16 protein-coding genes are annotated in these 15,625 nt (G+C 69.5%); 9 read left to right on the top strand and 7 right to left on the bottom strand.

The annotated features are described in order from the left end of the window. The first annotated feature begins 4 nt into the window (after positions 1-4). Both O1W71_RS13660 and O1W71_RS13655 read left to right on the top strand, forming a co-directional pair. Complete coding sequence (locus O1W71_RS13660) at positions 5-1,339, top strand: APC family permease (protein ID WP_269268379.1); 1,335 nt, start codon at positions 5-7, stop codon at positions 1,337-1,339. An 82-nt stretch (positions 1,340-1,421) separates the two neighbouring features. Beyond that, positions 1,422-1,601 carry a hypothetical protein gene (locus O1W71_RS13655; RefSeq protein WP_269268378.1) on the top strand — a complete coding sequence of 60 codons (180 nt, stop codon included), beginning with the start codon at positions 1,422-1,424 and terminating at the stop codon, positions 1,599-1,601. Positions 1,602-1,711: 110 nt separating this feature from the next. Here O1W71_RS13655 and O1W71_RS13650 read toward each other — a convergent pair whose 3' ends face one another. From O1W71_RS13650 to O1W71_RS13630, 5 genes are all read right to left on the bottom strand, one after another. Further along, positions 1,712-3,124 carry a phytoene desaturase family protein gene (locus O1W71_RS13650; RefSeq protein ID WP_269268377.1) on the bottom strand — a complete coding sequence of 471 codons (1,413 nt, stop codon included), beginning with the start codon at positions 3,122-3,124 and terminating at the stop codon, positions 1,712-1,714. Further along, complete coding sequence (locus O1W71_RS13645) at positions 3,121-4,011, bottom strand: UbiA family prenyltransferase (protein ID WP_269268376.1); 891 nt, start codon at positions 4,009-4,011, stop codon at positions 3,121-3,123. The genes O1W71_RS13650 and O1W71_RS13645 overlap by 4 nt, the downstream gene beginning before the upstream one ends. Beyond that, positions 4,011-4,763: an SDR family NAD(P)-dependent oxidoreductase gene (locus tag O1W71_RS13640; protein ID WP_269268375.1), complete on the bottom strand. Its 753-nt coding sequence runs from the start codon at positions 4,761-4,763 to the stop codon at positions 4,011-4,013. The genes O1W71_RS13645 and O1W71_RS13640 overlap by 1 nt, the downstream gene beginning before the upstream one ends. After that, positions 4,760-6,316 (bottom strand): cryptochrome/photolyase family protein, encoded by a 1,557-nt coding sequence (locus tag O1W71_RS13635; RefSeq protein WP_269268374.1) that lies wholly within the window; start codon positions 6,314-6,316, stop codon positions 4,760-4,762. The genes O1W71_RS13640 and O1W71_RS13635 overlap by 4 nt, the downstream gene beginning before the upstream one ends. Positions 6,317-6,377: 61 nt before the next feature. Continuing rightward, the gene (locus O1W71_RS13630) at positions 6,378-7,328 is read right to left on the bottom strand and encodes an ATP-grasp domain-containing protein (RefSeq protein WP_269268373.1); all 951 of its coding nucleotides are present in this window, start codon (positions 7,326-7,328) and stop codon (positions 6,378-6,380) included. 118 nt (positions 7,329-7,446) lie between these two features. On the opposite strand from O1W71_RS13630, the gene O1W71_RS13625 reads away from it, so the two are divergent. The 3 genes from O1W71_RS13625 to O1W71_RS13615 are packed head-to-tail and all read left to right on the top strand — an operon-like array spanning position 7,447 to position 9,242. Beyond that, positions 7,447-7,845, top strand: coding sequence for a DUF2256 and DUF3253 domain-containing protein (locus tag O1W71_RS13625; protein WP_269268372.1), 399 nt, complete (start codon positions 7,447-7,449; stop codon positions 7,843-7,845). A 60-nt stretch (positions 7,846-7,905) separates the two neighbouring features. Beyond that, a complete protein-coding gene (locus O1W71_RS13620; RefSeq protein ID WP_269268492.1) occupies positions 7,906-8,298 on the top strand; it encodes an ArsR/SmtB family transcription factor in 393 nt (130 codons plus the stop codon). Further along, a complete protein-coding gene (locus O1W71_RS13615; RefSeq protein ID WP_269268371.1) occupies positions 8,298-9,242 on the top strand; it encodes a cation diffusion facilitator family transporter in 945 nt (314 codons plus the stop codon). The genes O1W71_RS13620 and O1W71_RS13615 overlap by 1 nt, the downstream gene beginning before the upstream one ends. A gap of 17 nt (positions 9,243-9,259) precedes the next feature. Here O1W71_RS13615 and O1W71_RS13610 read toward each other — a convergent pair whose 3' ends face one another. Beyond that, positions 9,260-10,006: an EI24 domain-containing protein gene (locus tag O1W71_RS13610; protein WP_269268370.1), complete on the bottom strand. Its 747-nt coding sequence runs from the start codon at positions 10,004-10,006 to the stop codon at positions 9,260-9,262. Between the two features lie 110 nt (positions 10,007-10,116). Between O1W71_RS13610 and O1W71_RS13605 the strand changes: the two genes are divergently transcribed. Then, positions 10,117-11,463: an APC family permease gene (locus O1W71_RS13605; RefSeq protein ID WP_269268369.1), complete on the top strand. Its 1,347-nt coding sequence runs from the start codon at positions 10,117-10,119 to the stop codon at positions 11,461-11,463. Here O1W71_RS13605 and O1W71_RS13600 read toward each other — a convergent pair. Continuing rightward, complete coding sequence (locus O1W71_RS13600; RefSeq protein ID WP_112615303.1) at positions 11,448-12,218, bottom strand: IclR family transcriptional regulator; 771 nt, start codon at positions 12,216-12,218, stop codon at positions 11,448-11,450. The two genes, O1W71_RS13605 and O1W71_RS13600, sit on opposite strands and share 16 nt — an antisense overlap. 162 nt (positions 12,219-12,380) lie before the next feature. Between O1W71_RS13600 and O1W71_RS13595 the strand changes: the two genes are divergently transcribed. From O1W71_RS13595 to O1W71_RS13585, 3 genes are read left to right on the top strand one after another with little or no spacing between them, the layout of a single operon-like run. Continuing rightward, entirely contained in the window at positions 12,381-13,316 is a 936-nt protein-coding gene (locus O1W71_RS13595; RefSeq protein WP_023953611.1) for a carbohydrate ABC transporter permease, read from the top strand. Continuing rightward, a complete protein-coding gene (locus O1W71_RS13590; RefSeq protein ID WP_269268368.1) occupies positions 13,313-14,221 on the top strand; it encodes a carbohydrate ABC transporter permease in 909 nt (302 codons plus the stop codon). Before O1W71_RS13595 ends, O1W71_RS13590 begins: the two co-directional genes overlap by 4 nt. 28 nt (positions 14,222-14,249) lie before the next feature. Further along, on the top strand, positions 14,250-15,536 hold the full coding sequence (locus O1W71_RS13585) for a sugar ABC transporter substrate-binding protein (RefSeq protein WP_269268367.1): 1,287 nt from the start codon (positions 14,250-14,252) through the stop codon (positions 15,534-15,536). Positions 15,537-15,625 lie beyond the last annotated feature (89 nt).

Here is a 15,625-nt window from a genome sequence, read left to right as displayed (position 1 = left end):
CGGAATGAGCAAGACCGATACCCCCGCGCCCACTCGCCTTCGGCGAGGAATCGGCGGACCGCTGCTGTTCGCCTTCATCCTCGGTGACGTTCTGGGCGCAGGTGTCTATGCGCTGATGGGGGTGCTGGCCGAGCGTGTCGGCGGAATGCTGTGGGCGCCCCTCCTCGCCGCCCTCGTGCTCGCGCTGCTCACCGCCGGGTCGTACGCCGAGCTGGTGACGAAGTACCCGCGGGCCGGCGGCGCGGCCGTCTTCGCCGAGCGCGCGTTCAAGAACAGGCTCGTGTCGTTCCTCGTCGGCTTCTGCATGCTGGCCGCGGGTGTCGTGAGCGCGGCGGGGCTGTCGATCGCCTTCGCCGGTCAGTACCTGCAGACGTTCGTCGAGGTTCCCGTGGTGCCGGTCGCCATCGTGTTCCTCGCCGTGCTCGCGGCTCTCAATGCCCGCGGCATCCGGGAGTCGATGGGTGCGAACTTCGTCATGACCGCCATCGAGGTCTCCGGGCTGGTGATCGTCGTGGTCGTGGTCGGGTTCCTCCTCGCCGGCGGTGGCGGGGATGTGTCGCGCGTCACGCAGGTGCCCGAGGGCACCGGCGTCGCGTCGGCCGTGCTCGCTGGAGCGATCATCGCGTACTACTCCTTCGTGGGCTTCGAGACGTCGGCGAACATGATCGAAGAGGTCAAGGAACCCTCGAAGATGTACCCGCGAGCGCTGTTCGCCGCTCTCGGTGCAGCCGGGCTGGTCTACGTGCTGGTCGGCCTCGCGAGCAGCATCGCTCTGCCGCCCGAAGAATTGTCGAGCTCGAGCGGCCCCCTCCTCGCGGTCGTCGAAGCGAGCGGCGTCGCCATCCCCTCGTGGCTGTTCAGCCTCATCGCGCTCATCGCCGTCGCCAACGGTGCGCTGCTGACGATGATCATGGCGAGCCGTCTCACGTACGGCATGGCAGAGCAGGAGCTGCTGCCGCGCGCTCTGTCGCGGGTGCTGCCCGGGCGGCAGACGCCGTGGGTGGCGATCCTCGCCACGACGCTCGTCGCGATGCTGCTGACGCTCGTCGGCGATCTGGCGCTGCTGGCCGAGACGGTCGTGCTGCTGCTGCTCTTCGTCTTCCTGAGCGCGAACATCTCGGTGCTCGTCCTGCGCCGCGACCGCGTCGATCACGATCACTTCCGCGTCTGGACGTTCGTTCCCGTGCTCGGCGTCGCGTCGTGCCTGCTACTGCTGAGCCAGCAGACCCTCCGGGTATGGATCTTCGGCGCCATCCTCATCGTGGTCGGCGTCGCGCTGTACTTCCTGGCGTGGTGGGCGCGCGGTCGCGGGGAGCGGGAGCAGGCGGTAATGCGATGACGCGGTAGCCGGTGCCACCCGAGATGTTTCGTGGGCAGATCGTTAGTAGGCTAACGATATCCATGAGAAGGAGGGCGTCAGCGTGATCGTGCTGTTCCTGGTTCTGTTCCTCGGCGGCATCTACATGATGGGCGCCGCTTTCAACGTCACCGAGTTCCCCGGCCTCGTCTTCAGCGGCGGGCTGCTCATCACCTCGGCTGCCGTCGGCATCCCGTTCCTCATCGCCGCGGTGGAGCACCGCGGCGCCGACAATCGCGGATGACTCACGAAGGCGCGGGAAGCTGCGCCGCAACGGAGGAGATCTGCGTTTCGGAGGGCTGAAGCCCTGCGCGACGTCCTCCCGACAGCAGATCTCCTCCGCTGTCTGCCGGCTCAGGCCGGATGCCGCTTGAGCAGCTTCGCCGCGACGATCATCGCGCCGCCGAGCACGGCGGGGATACCGCCGCCCGGGTGGACCGAGGCGCCGACCCGCCAGAGCCAGGGTGCGCGGAGGTCGTGCTGTGCGGGCTGGTGCAGCGGGCCGCTCATCCACAGCGGTCGCGATGCGCCGTAGAGGGCGCCGTGGGGTTCACCGAACGAGCCGAAGTAGCGGGGGTCGAGCACGGTCGTCTCGGTCATCGCATCGGTGAGGAGTCCGTCGAGGCCCATGGCCCCCGAGATGCGCTCGATCTCGCGCGTCACGAACGGGTGGTCGAGCGAGTAGCCCTGGCCATCGGCGGGGCTGGTCAGCAGGACGGCGAGGGTGCTGCGCTCGTTCGGGTAGATCTCGCCGGCACGGTAGTGGTTGACGAACGCCATCGTGTCGGCGGGCTCGTCGCCGGCGGCGAGACTGCGGTGCAGGGCGGCGGGCTTCGTGGGGAGGATGACGCTGTGAGCGGCGATCCGCTCGGGGAGCGGCTTCTCGAGCACGCCGTAGATCGCGACGGCCGAGCACGACAGCGACGGTGAACCGGGAGCCAGGCGCCGCCGCCCCAGCAGCCCGTCGAGTCGTGACGCATCGAGACCGCTGACGACGACATCCGCCTCGTGCACATCGCGCTCGGTCGTGACCCGCCCGCGTTCGATGCGCGTGACGCGCTCGCCGGTGCGGATCTCGACGCCCGCGGCATCCGCCAGCCGCTGCAGGGCGACGACGATCTCGAACACCCCGCCACGGGGCACCCAGACCCCGTCGGCGGCCATGACGGCGGGCATGCTCGCGTACAACGCCGGGGTGCGGGAGGGGGAGACGCCGGCGTTGAGGGTGTGGATCGCGATGATCTCGCGCAGTCCCTCGGGCATCCAGGTGAGGCTGTCGAGGTAGGCGCGGGTGCTGAGGCGTCGACCGTACACGGCGAGCAACCGCTGCAGTGCGGGCAGCGACGCGCGATCGAGCGGGTCGGCGACGAGCAGCGCGGCGACGTCGCCCGCGAGGGGTGCGTGCTCGTCGCTGAATCGCTTCCATGCCGGGTACCAGGGGTGCCCTTCCGGCACGGGCAGCGACACCTCTTCGCCCCGGTAGTAGTAGCGGCCGACCTCATCGAGACGGACGAGGTCGAGCCCACCGTCATCCGTGCCCGTTCGCGGCCCCGCGCCCAACCGGCGCAGCAGCTCATCCCAGACGGACGGGAAGGTGACGAGCGACGGCCCGGTGTCGATGCGCTCGCCGTCGAGCTCGATGCGCCGGCTCTTGCCGCCGACGGTCTCGGCCGCTTCGAGCAGCGTCACGCGGTGGCCGGCGTGGGCGAGCAGGGCGGATGCCGCGAGCCCGCCGAGGCCCGCGCCGACGACGACGATGCGGCTCATGGATAGATCCCCAGGAACATGGCGGCGAGCAGCAGCCCGCTCGCGACCGATCCCGCGATGTACGGGAAGGCGACGGACAGCGGATACAGCCTGCGGCCGGTGGCGGGTGTCGGGCGCAGCAGCATCCAGACGACGAGGGTCCCGGCGAGGGCGAGGTTGACGAGCGCGACGGGCAGGCTGACGAGCGCGAACAGCACCGTCGAGACCAGCCACCAGGCGCCACTCCACAGGGCCGTGCCGCGCGGGCCGAGCAGCACCGCGGTGGTGGTGATGCCTGCCTCGCGGTCTTCCTCGATGTCCTGCACGGCGTCGTAGGCGTGCTTCGCGACGCTCCAGGCGAGCAGCCCGACGACGGCGGGCCAGACCGGCGGCGCCTCGAGGGCGACCGGCAGGATCAGCAGCGGCAGGCCGTAGGCGGCGTTGCTCAGCGAATCGAGGAACGGGCGCGCCTTGAACCGCAGCGGTGGGGCGGAGTAGAAGACGAACACGCCCGCGTAGAGCAGGATCAGCCCGACGGCGGCGAGCGGAAGCGCGATGACGAAATAGATCAGGAACGGGATGTTGGTGACCGCCACCGCCCAGGCGATGAGCTTCACCTCGCGCGGCTCGATGCGCGCGCCCTCGATCGAACCCTTGCGCGGGTTCAGCGCATCCGTGTCCTGGTCGAAGATGTCGTTCACGCCGTAGATCAGCAGGTTGAACGGCAGCGTCAGCCAGATCAGCAGCGGGATCGCGGCGACGTCGATGAGCTGACCGGTCAGCCACATGCCGAGCGCGCCGGTGCCGATCGTGTTGATCCACAGAACGGGCCGCGAGATGTGGACGAGGCGCGCAAGCGCCGATGTCGGACGGGTGATGGCGTCGCTCCTGGGTTCGGGTGTCGTCACTATCTCACCATCGGCCGGATGGTGGTGAATCCGCCGTCGACCGGGATCACCTGGCCGGTGATGCGAGATGCGTCGGACGAGAGCAGCCAATCCATGACCGCGGCGACCTCGTCGGCAGACTGCACGCCGCCGAGCGGGTACTGCTTCTCGGCGCTCTCGCGCAGCATGGGCGCCGAGAGCATGCCGGCGGTCAGAGGTGTGTCGGTCATGCCGGGAGCGACGGCGTTCACCCGGATGCCGCGCGCGGCGTAGGTCGCGGCGGCGCTGCGCACGAGAGCCTCGACACCGCCCTTCGCCGCGGCGATCACCTCGTGGTTCGCGACGCCGATACGGGCGACGACCGAGCTCGCGAAGACCGCGGCGCCCGGCGCCTTGCCCGTCGCGTCGAGCCAGGCGTGCAGGATCCAGAGGCTGCTCTCGAGGTTGACGCGCAGCACGTCGCGAGCCTCGTCGGTCTTCGTGCGGTGCAGTGGCGTGATGAGCGTGCTGCCGACCGCGTGAGCCAGGAGCGCGGGTGCCCCGCCGAGCTCGTCGCGGCACTCCGCGAACGCCCGCGCGGCACCCTCGGGTGTCGTGACGTCGGTCTCGATGTGCGCGTCGGCGTCGACGTCTGCGAGGGAGGCGGCATCCCGGCCGACGGCGGCGACACGCACGCCGCGGGCGCGCAGGCGTGCGACGAGCGCGCGGCCCACCCCGCCCCGGGCGCCGGTGACCAGCGCGATGTCGTTCTGTGCGGCGTTCCCGTCGGTCATCGGATTCCCCCCGGTGCGGTGACGTCGCCGCGCCGGATGGCGTCGGCGCGGTCGCGGATCTGATCGATCTCGTCGTCGCCCAGGCGCGAGAGGTTCTTCACCTGCAGCGCCATGCGGTGGTTCTCGGCGAGGGGCGCCTCGTGCCGGATGAGGTAGTCCCAGTAGAGAGTGGTGAAGGGGCAGGCATCCTCGCCGATCCGCTTCGCCGGGTCGAACGGGCACGTCTTGCAGTACGGGCTCATGCGGTCGATGTACTTGCCGGTCGCGGCGTAGGGCTTGCTGCCCATGAGCCCGCCGTCGGCGTACTGGCTCATGCCGAGCGTGTTCGGAAGCTCGGCCCATTCGACCGCGTCGACGTAGACGGCGAGGTACCAGGCGTGCACCTCGCGCGGGTCGACGCCGAGCAGCATCGCGTAGAGCCCCGTGACCATGAGGCGTTGGATGTGGTGCGCGTACCCGTTCTCGAGCGTCGTGTCGATGGCATCCTTCAGGCACGCCATCGGGGTGTCACCCGTCCAGTACCAGTCGGGCAGCGGTTCGAACGCCTCGAAAGCGTTCCGCTGGATGTAGCCGGGCATCTGCGTCCAGTAGATCCCGCGCACGTACTCGCGCCAGCCGAGGATCTGCCGGATGAACCCCTCGACCGCGGGCAGCGGCGCGCGCTGCGCCCGGTACGCCTCTTCGGCGGCCGCGACGACCTCGCGCGGATGCAGCAGCTTGAGGTTCATCGACGACGACAGGTGGGCGTGCCAGAGCCAGGGCTCGCCCGGCCACATCGCGTCCTGCGCGTCACCGAAGCCCGGCAGCCGCTCGTCGATGAAGAGGTCGAGCGCTTCGAGCGCCTGCGCGCGGGTCACCGGCCAGGCGAAGGTGTCGAGTGAACCGGGGTGCTCGCCGAACTCCTTCTCGACGAGCGCGATCACCTTGCGTGTGATCTCATCGGGCGCGAAGGTCGCGCGGGGCGGCACGAGCCCGGGGCCCTGCTTCGGGAACGCTCCGCGGTTGTCGGCGTCGTAGTTCCACTGCCCGCCCACGGGCTGTCCGCGGCCGGTCATGAGGATGCCGTGCCGCTTACGCATCTCGCGGTAGAAGTACTCCATCCGCAGGGTCGCCCGGCCCTCGGCGTGCTCGGTGAACTCCGCCACGGTCGAGAAGAAGTGCCGGTCGATGCGGACGTCGAGGGGGATGCCGGCGGCTTCTGCCGTCTTCTCCAGCGCTTCGCGCACCCGCCATTCGCCGGGCTCGGTCATCACGAGCGCCTCGGGCTCCAGCTTCTCCAGGTCGGCGGCGAGCTGGCCGGCGAACGTGCCCTTGTTTCCCCGTGCGTCGAGCTCGGTGTAATGCAGGGTGTGTCCGGCGTCGCGCTGGTCGGCGGCGAAGTGGCGCATCGCGGCGAGGAACACCGCGGTGCGCTGCTTCGAGCTCCAGACGTGGGTGGATTCTTCGGCGACCTCCGCCATCCAGACGGCATCCTGCGCCGGGTCGAAGTCGTCGAAGGCGCTCGCGTCGGGGTCGAGCTGGTCGCCCAGGACGATCACGAGGTTTCGGAGCACGGTGTCAGCGTAGGAAGGGCCTCGGATGCGGCCTATCGGTTGTGCGTGAGGCGGGCCTGCGCTAGTTGCGTGCTTCGCCGAGCAGTCCGCCGAGGAATCGGGCGATCTCGCGCGGCCCGGATGCGTGAGCCGAGGCCTCGACGTCGGGGTTGTAGTTCGTGTTCGTGTTGAGGTCGTAGGTGACGAGTCGCCCGTCGATCGTCTCGACGAACTCGATCCCGGCGATGCGGATGTCGACGGCGCGGAGGAAGTCGCGGTGCTGCACGACCAGGGGATCGTCGGCGGTGATCTCGTCGCGCAGCGCGAAGGGCGGATACGCCGGGGTGGCGCCCGTGCCCGCGGCGGGGTCGACGACGCACGCATCGGCGGGGCAGAGCTCGAAGCTGCCGGCGCTCGTGTCGACGCGCACGGCGTAGACGAACTCGCCGCCGACGTACTCGGCGCGGGTGACGAACGGCTCACGGGCGAACAGGAACTCCTGGATCAGTGTGATGCCGTCGGGGGATGCCTCGAACTCGGGGCCGTCGACCCAGGCGTCGAACTCGTCGTGGGAGTCCCAGCGGCGGACGCCGAGACCCTTGCCGCCCTGGTTGTGCTTGCTGATGAACGGCACCGGGAACTGGCGTGCGCGCTCCTTCAGGTCACCGGTGCCGAAGACGGCGACGGTGTGCGGGACGTCGATGCCGCTCGCGCGCAGGGCGGCATGCTGGGCGACCTTGCTGACCTCGAACTCGAGGACGTGGCTGCCGCCGATCACCGTGCGGCCCCACGACTCGAGCCAGCGGAGCACCGCCCGGCCGTACTCCTTCGACTGCGCGTGATCGCGCGTGTGCGCCGATGCCGACAGCCGCGACCAGAAGATCCCGTGCGGCGGCTCGGCGGACAGATCGATGGATCCGTCGGTGAGCAGCCACTGCTCGGCGGGGACATCCTCGGCGGCGAACGCGGCCGCGAAGGGCGCCCACCACTCCGGGTTCTCGTGGATCACGTACACCTTCGGCGACAACGACATCCCGTCAGGCTAAGCCGATCGGGCTGGGTCACGGGCTGCGTGACCGACGATGACGCCCCCTGCTCGGGCATCTGTCAACGGCCCGCGCCGACGTCCGGAATGCGCGCAGACTGGGCGCGTGTCCCGATCGTCCAGCCGCGCAACCGCCCCCACCCCGCCGCCGAAGACGTGCGCGTCGTGCGGTCGCGAGATGCAGTGGCGCGCGAAGTGGGCGAAGAACTGGGACGAGGTCCGCTACTGCTCGGATGCGTGCCGCCGTCGCGGCATCCGAACCGTCGACGCGCAGCTGAGCGAGAAGATCCTCGAGCTGCTGAGCGCTCGCGCCGCGGGGGCGACGATCTGCCCCTCCGAGGCGGCGCGCGCCGTCGGCGGCGAGGAGTGGCGCGACCTGATGGAACCCGCGCGCCGTGCCGCGCGGCGGCTCGTCGCCGGCGGTGAGGTCGAGATCACGCAGCGCGGTGCCGTCGTCGACCCGTCGACGGCGAAGGGGCCGATCCGCATCCGCCGCACCCGCTGACGCCGCCGCGCCGAACCCCTATCTCATATCGGGTCTGCGCGATATCATCGCTCTGTGGCGATGAATGAATCACTCGATGGCCGTGTCCCGGTAGAGCTGGACGCGCGCGCGACCGAGGTCTACGCACACCTCTTCCAGGCGCTCGCCGACCCGACCCGGCTCGCCGTGCTGCAGCATCTGTCGTACGGCGAGCACCGTGTTCGCGATCTCGTCGAGCACGTCGGGCTCGCGCAATCGACCGTGAGCAAGCACGTCGCCTTCCTGCTCGAGTGCGGGCTCGTCTCGGTGCGACCCGACGGGCGATCGTCCTGGTACGCCCTCGCCGAGCCGGAGGCGACCGCGCGACTCATCAATGCGGCCGAGGCGTTGCTGGGCGCGACGGGGACGAGCGTGTCGCTGTGCGGGCACCTCCGGCGGCCCCGCGCCGTCGCCGGCGAGGCCGAGGCCAGCTGATGGGCGCCGGACACGACCACGGTCCCGTGAACACGGCGCAGGCGGGCCAGCCCGCGGACTTCCGGGTGAAGCTCTGGATCGCGTTCGGGATCACGGCGGCGATCGTCGTGACCCAGGCGGTGGGTTCGATCGTCACGGGCAGCCTCGCGCTGCTCACCGACACCGCCCATGCCCTCACCGATGCCTCGGGCCTGCTCGTCGCGCTCGTGGCCGCGAACCTCATGATGCGGCCCGCCAACGCCCGCCGGACCTGGGGCTTCCGCCGCATCGAGGTGATCGCCGCCTTCGCCCAGGCAGCGCTGCTGCTCGTGGTGGGCGTGTACGCCGCCATCGAGGGCATCCGTCGCCTGTTCGAGCCGCCCGAGGTTCCCGCCCTCGAGCTGCTCGTCTTCGGCGTCGTCGGGCTCGTCGCCAACATCGTCGCGATCGCGGTGCTTTCCTCGAGTCGCGGCGCGAACTTCAACATGCGCGCGGCGTTCCTCGAGGTGCTCAACGACGCGCTCGGGTCGGTCGGCGTCATCGTCGCGGCGATCGTCATCGCGACGACCGGATTCGCGCAGGCGGACGCGGTCGCCGGGCTGTTCATCGCCGCCCTCATCGTGCCCCGCGCGGTGAAGCTCATGCGCGAGACGGCGTCGGTGCTGATGGAGTTCACGCCGCAGGGGCTCGATCTCGACGACGTCCGCGCACACATCCTGCGCTTGGACCACGTGACCGACGTGCATGATCTGCATGCGTCCACGGTCGCGTCGGGGCTTCCGACCATCACGGCGCACGTCGTCGTCGAGGACCGGTGCTTCACCGACGGCCATGCGGCCGAGGTGCTGCAGGAGGTGCGCTCCTGCGTCGCGGAGCATTTCGAGGTATCGGTGCTGCACTCGACGTTCCAGATCGAGAACGAGCGCATCCGCGACGAGGAGCCCGATTCGGTCCGGCACGACTGACGTCGGGCGTGGGGGCCTCAGTCGTGCGCGTCCAGCACCGTCCGCGCGAGGCGGGTGGAGCCGGCGACGGCGGCCGGCATCGCGACGACGGCCCCGAGCGGGACGAGGAAGCACAGCTGCGTGGCGACGCCGAAGCCCAGGAACCGGGCGCGGTGGGTGCGGCGCAGACGGCGCCGCTCCGCAGCCAGGATGCCGCGCGCGGACAGGGCGCGCGAGGTCAGCTCATCCGCGAGCAGCCAGCCAGTCAACGACACCGCCGTGACCGACCCCAGCACGCCACCGACGACGGGGATGAGTCCGACGAGGGCCGCGATGACCGCCGCGAGCAGACCGCGGGCGATGAGTCCGACCGCATCGCCGACCGAGCGCCAGAATCCGCCCTCGCTGTGGGGAACGTCCCCGCCGGCGTCGGCTTCGGCAGCGCGCCAGATGCGGTCGTAGAACGGCTCGCCCACCATGAGGGTGAGCGCCGTGAACGACACCGCGACGAGCACGATCGCGCCGCCGAGGATCGCGGTGCCCGCGGCGATGCGCACGAGCGTCGCCCACAGGTCGGGCCACGCGTCGGCGAAGGGGGTGAGGGTGTCGACGATCTGAGGCAGGAACGTGCCGAGAGCGATGAGCCCGCCGAGCAGCACGAGCCCGACGATCGCGGCGGGGATGAGGCCGAGGGCCATGACCCCCGGCCGGCGCGACCAGAAGCCGAAGCCGCGCGCGAGGTCGGCGGCGCCGCGGAGGAACGAGCGAGCGGGGGCATCGGACATGTCTCACATCCTGCCTGTATCGGCGCCGCCCCGTGGCAGGTGCACAACCACAGATCACGCGCCGATGCCAGGGGTTGTCCGAATTCGGGGTGAGGCGCTGAAGTGATGCGATGACCAACGACACCAGTGCGCCGATCGCTGACGATCGGCCTGGACTGAAACGGGCCATCGGAACCCCCCTCCTGTTCGCCTTCATCGTGGGCGACACCCTCGGCGCCGGCATCTACACGCTCGTCGGAACGATGGCGACGGATGTCGGCGGTGTGATCTGGCTGCCGCTGCTGATCGCGCTCGTCGTCGCGCTGCTCACCGCCGGCACCTACGCGGAGCTGATCACGAAATACCCGCACGCGGGCGGCGCCGCCCGTTACGTCGACAAGGCGTTCGGCATCCCGTTCCTGTCGTTCCTCGTGGGCTTCCTCATGATGGCGTCGGGCATCACGACGGCGGCGGCGCTCGCGAACGCGTTCGCGGGCGACTACTTCGCCGCGCTCTTCGACATCCCGCCGATCCCCGTGGCGATCGCCTTCATCGCGGTGCTCACCCTCATCAACCTGCGGGGGGTGCGCGAGTCACTCGCCACGAACTTCGTGGCGTCGATCATCGAGGTCTCGGGCCTGGTCATCGTCATCTTCGTCGCGGCGATGGTCTTCGCCGGGGGCGGTGGCGAGCCGGCGCGCATCTTCGAGTTCGCCCCGGATGTGCCTCCGCTGCAGGGAGCGTTCGCGGCATCCATCGTCGCCTTCTTCTCGTTCCTCGGCTTCGAGGCGGCGGCCAATATGGCTGAAGAGGTGAAGAACCCGTCGAAGTCGTACCCGCGGGCCCTCTTCGGCGCCATCATCACGGCGGCGGTCGTGTACCTGCTCATCGCGATCGGCGCCGTCATCGTCGTGCCGCCGGCCGAGCTCGCCGAGTCGACCGGCCCGTTGCTGGATGTCGTGACCGCGAGCGGCGTCGCCATCCCGCCGTGGCTGTTCAGCCTCATCGCCCTTGTGGCCATCGCCAACGGTGCCCTGCTGTTCATGGTCATGGCCAGCCGCGTGGGCTACGGTCTCGCCGAGTCGGGTCTGCTGCCGCACGCCTTCGGCCGCGTGCTGTCGAAGCGTCGCACGCCGTGGGTGTCGATCCTCGTCGTCGCCGGTGCCACGATGCTTCTCACGGTCCTCGGCGACATCGGAACGCTCGCCGAGACGACGGTCCTGCTGCTCCTGCTCGTCTTCCTCTCGGCGAACATCAGCGTCCTGGTGCTGAAGAAGGACAAGGTCGAGCACAAGCACTTCTCGGTGCCCCGGGTCGTGCCCGTGCTCGCGATCATCGCCAGCGTCGTGCTGCTCACCCAGCAGACGGGGCCGGTGTGGCTGGGCACCGCCGGTTACATCGTGGTCGGCACGGTCCTGTTCTTCATCGCGCGTGCGGGCCGTCGCCGGTCGGACCGCAAGGCTCAGGCCGGGCCCTGATAGCCGAGGCCCGAGCTGATCCGGTCGGCGGTCTCGACGACCGTCCGGCCCAGCTCGGCGCCGCGAGCCTCGAGGTCGATCGCCGTGAGCGGACCGGAGATGGATACGGCCGCGACGATCTTCCCGCTGCGGTCGAGGATCGGCGCGGCGGTCGAGGCCCGTCCGAGCACGAACTCCTCGACCTCGATCGCGTAGCCGCGTCTCGCGGTCAACGCGACCTCGCGGTCGAGCGCTTCGTGCGTCGTGATGGTCGCCTCGGTGAAGCCGGGCAGCTCCGGCAGCAGTCGCAGGCGCTTCTCGCGATTCGTGCCGATGAGCGTGGCCTTGCCGATGCTGGTCGCATGCAGCGGCACGCGCTGCCCCATCAGCGTGTGCGACTTCGGTGACAGCGGCCCTTCGAAGTTGCAGAGGTAGACCAGCTCCGCGCCGCGGAGGAGGGCGATGTTGACGCCGAGACCGATCTCTCCGGCGAGGCTCTGCGCGATCTGACGGCCGACTCGGTGTACCCGGTTCTGATTGATCGCGATGCCCGCGAGGGTCATGAGCTCGGCGCCGAGGAAGTACAGCGACGTCTGCGGATCGCGCTCGACCAGCCCGCCGGCCTCGAGAGTCGCGAGCAGGCGGGACGCGGTCGACTGACCGATCCCGGCTTCGCGCGCGACATCGCTCACGCGCATGGGCTCACCCCCCGAGAAGGTCTCGAGAACCGTGATCGCCTTCTCGACGCTCTGATTGGCGCCCTTCTCCGCAGCCATGCTTCCTCGCTTTCGCCGCCGATGTCCGTCACCCCATTATGCACATAGTGCATGACAGTTGCGCACTGTGCGCACGTCGTGCACTCTGAGTTCGGCGACGCGGATAGTCGCCACCCCCGGGAGTCGCAGACGACGGCCCGGACGACGAAACGAAGGACGACGATGACCTCTTCGAGCGTGACCGCTCACGAGAGCCCCGGGCGGGGCCGACTCGGCTCGCGGCTGAGCGAGCGCACCTTCCTGGTCTTCCTGCTGCTGCCCGGGTTCGTGCTGCTCTGCGCGATCGTGCTCTATCCGCTGCTGCGGTCGCTCGTCTCGGCGTTCTTCGACGAGAATCTGCTCTATCCGGGCATGGAGTTCGTCGGGCTCGAGAACCTGTCCGCCGTCCTCGCAGATGACTTCGGTCGGCTCGTCTGGCAGACCCTCATCTTCACCGTGGGCGCGACCATCGCGCCGTTCCTGATCGGGCTCGCGCTCGCGCTCGTGCTGAACCAGCGCTTCCCGGGCCAGCGCATCCTGCGGGGCGCCTTCCTCATCCCGTGGCTGATTCCCGGCGTCGTCGTCTCGTTCCTCTGGATGTGGATCTTCGACGCCAACTACGGTGTGCTCAACGGCATCCTCATGAGCCTCGGCGCCATCGACAGTCCGGTCGCCTGGCTCTTCCAGACCGACACTGCTCGCGGCGCGCTCATCATCGCGAAGACGTGGAACACCTTCCCCTGGGTGATGGTCATGCTGCTGGCCGCACTGCAGACGGTCCCCGGCGAACTGCACGAGGCGGCCTCGATGGACGGAGCCGGAGTCGTCCGCCGATTCTTCGCCGTGACGTGGCCGCACATCCGCGGCGTCGCCGCTCTGGTCGTGCTGCTCGAGTTCATCTGGAACTTCCAGCACTTCGACACGATCTTCGTGCTGACCGGCGGCGGTCCCGCGGGCACCACCAGCACTTTCGCCACCGAGGTGTACGACACCGCTTTCCGCGGTTACGACCTGGGTCACGCCGGCGCGCTCGGCATCGTCTGGATGGCGCTGCTGACGGTGCTCGTCGTGGTGTACGTCTGGCTCTCCGAGCGCGGCGAGAAGGAAGGCTCACGATGAGCACCATCACCCCCGTTCCCACGCCCGCACCCGCGGCATCTCACTCGGCCGCCCCGGCGCAGCCGGCTCCGACCCGCCGCCGACGCGGTCGCATCCGCTGGGGCATGTGGACCGCGCTCGCGGTGATCGTCCTCTTCGGCTTCGCCCCCGTGTACTGGCTCCTCGTGACTTCGCTCACCCCGAGCGACCGCGTGTTCGCCTTCCCGCCGTCCCTCTTCCCCACACAGGTGACGTTCGAGCACTACGCGACGGTCTTCGGCAACGAGCAGATCTTCGGCTACCTCCGCAACAGCGTGATCGTGTCGGTCGTGACCGCCGTGCTGTCGGTCGTGGTGTCGATGTACATGGGATACGCCTTCTCGAAGTACCGCTTCGCGGGCCGCAAGTCGCTGATGTACTTCGTGCTGTCGAGCCAGATGTTCCCGCAGGCGCTGCTGCTCGTCACGCTCTACCTCGTCTTCGCGCAGTTCGGTCTCCTGAACACCTACCTCGCGCTCATCCTGTCGTTCACGACCTTCACCCTGCCGCTGTGCGTCTGGATGCTGAAGGGCTTCTTCGACGCGCTTCCCGACGACCTCATCGAGGCGGCGCGCATCGACGGCGCCGGTCCGTGGCGCATCTTCCACTCGGTCGTGTTCCCGCTGGCGGCGCCGGGGTTGGTCGCGGCCGGCCTGTTCGCCTTCGTCCGCGGGTGGAACGACTTCATCTTCGCGCTCACCCTCGCTGGGCCCGATCGGCAGACGCTGCCGCCCGGCCTCGTGAACACCTTCATCTCCGAGGCCAGCACCTCGTGGCCCGCGCTCATGGCGGCATCCCTCGTCGTGTCGGTGCCCGTGTGCGTCGCGTTCATCCTGCTCCAGCGCTTCCTCGTCGGCGGCATCACCGCCGGCGCGGTCAAGGGCTGATCCACCCACCCGATTCGAAGGAGAATTCATGGTCCAGGACATCTCGCGGCGCACGCTGCTGCGGTACTCGGTGTTCGGCATCGGCGGCGCCGCCGTGCTCGGGCTCGCCGGCTGCGCCCCAGGTGGTTCCGGTGCGCCTGCCGCGACACCCGGCGGCGGCACCGCCACCGACTTCACGTTCTCGTCGTGGAGCCTGTCGGAGGAAGCGGCGAAGCCGGCGATCGAATCCGCCCTGTCGAGCTTCCGGCAGGCGGAGGGCATCGAGATCGACACGGTCGCCTATCCGTACAACGACTACCTCAATCAGCTGACGCTGCAGGTGCGAGGCGGTCAGTTCGCCGGTGCCGCGCAGCTCGACGTCGCCTGGCTGTCGGCACTCGCCGCGCTCGGGAAGCTCACCGACCTGTCCGCGTTCACGCAGGGCAAGGGGTACACCGACGCCGCACTGGGGGCGGGCAAGTCGGACGGCAAGCAGCTTGGACTGCCCTGGACGATCGGCGCCGTCGGCCTCATCGGCAACGCCGAGCTGTACGACCGTGCCGGGGCGTCGCTCACTCCGGCCACGATCGAAGAGTTCGAGGAGGGCTTGCGAGCACTCAAGGGCATCGGTGTGATCCCCTACGCGGCGAGCACCAAGGCCGCGCAGCTGAAGGACATCGTCGTCTGGATGCAGACCTTCGGCTCGCCGATCGTCGACGGTGACGCCTCCGCGATCGGAGACGAAGCGTCGATCAAGGCCGTCGAGTGGTACAAGAAGCTCTACGACGAGGGACTCATCGCTCCCGACGTCGACCGGGCTGCGGCGCGCACCCTCTTCGCGCAGGGATCGACGGCGTTGTACGACGATGCGCCCGTGGGCAAGTCGGCCGTCCTGTCGCAGTCGCCCGACACGTCGCTCGGCGACAAGATGACCCCGATCGCGCGGCCCGTGCTGAAGGCGGGTCAGACGCCGCAGCACGTGCTCTGGGGGCACCTCATCGTCGTCGTCGACGGCGAGGGGGCGCAGACGGCGGCCGACTTCGCGTCGTGGCTCACGAGCGACACTGCGCAGAGCGAGACGTACTTCACCGCGCTCGGCCTACCGCCGACGACGGATGCCGCGCTGTCGTCGAATGCGGTGACCTCGAACGCCTTCGTCGAGGCGTTCACGTCATCGGTCACCGCGACGGCGAAGCCCAGTCCGTTGTGGAAATACCCCGCCTACGGACAGATGGAGACCGCGATCGCCGAACAGGTGCAGGCGGTGCTCATCGGCCAGGCCCAGCCCGCCGCGGCGATGAAGAGCGCGGGGGAGGCGATCTCCCGCCTGCTCTGAGCCCGTCCTTCTCACCGCTCGATCAGACCGCCATCCGACCGGCGGGAGCCGTCTCGCTCCCGCCGGTGATCCCCCCTGCCCTGAAGGAA

Source organism: Microbacterium sp. H37-C3, from assembly GCF_027157935.1.
GTDB classification, from domain to species: Bacteria; Actinomycetota; Actinomycetes; order Actinomycetales; family Microbacteriaceae; genus Microbacterium; species Microbacterium plantarum.
Note: the sequence above shows the minus strand (reverse complement) of the source record. Positions and strands in the feature narration are given on the sequence as shown.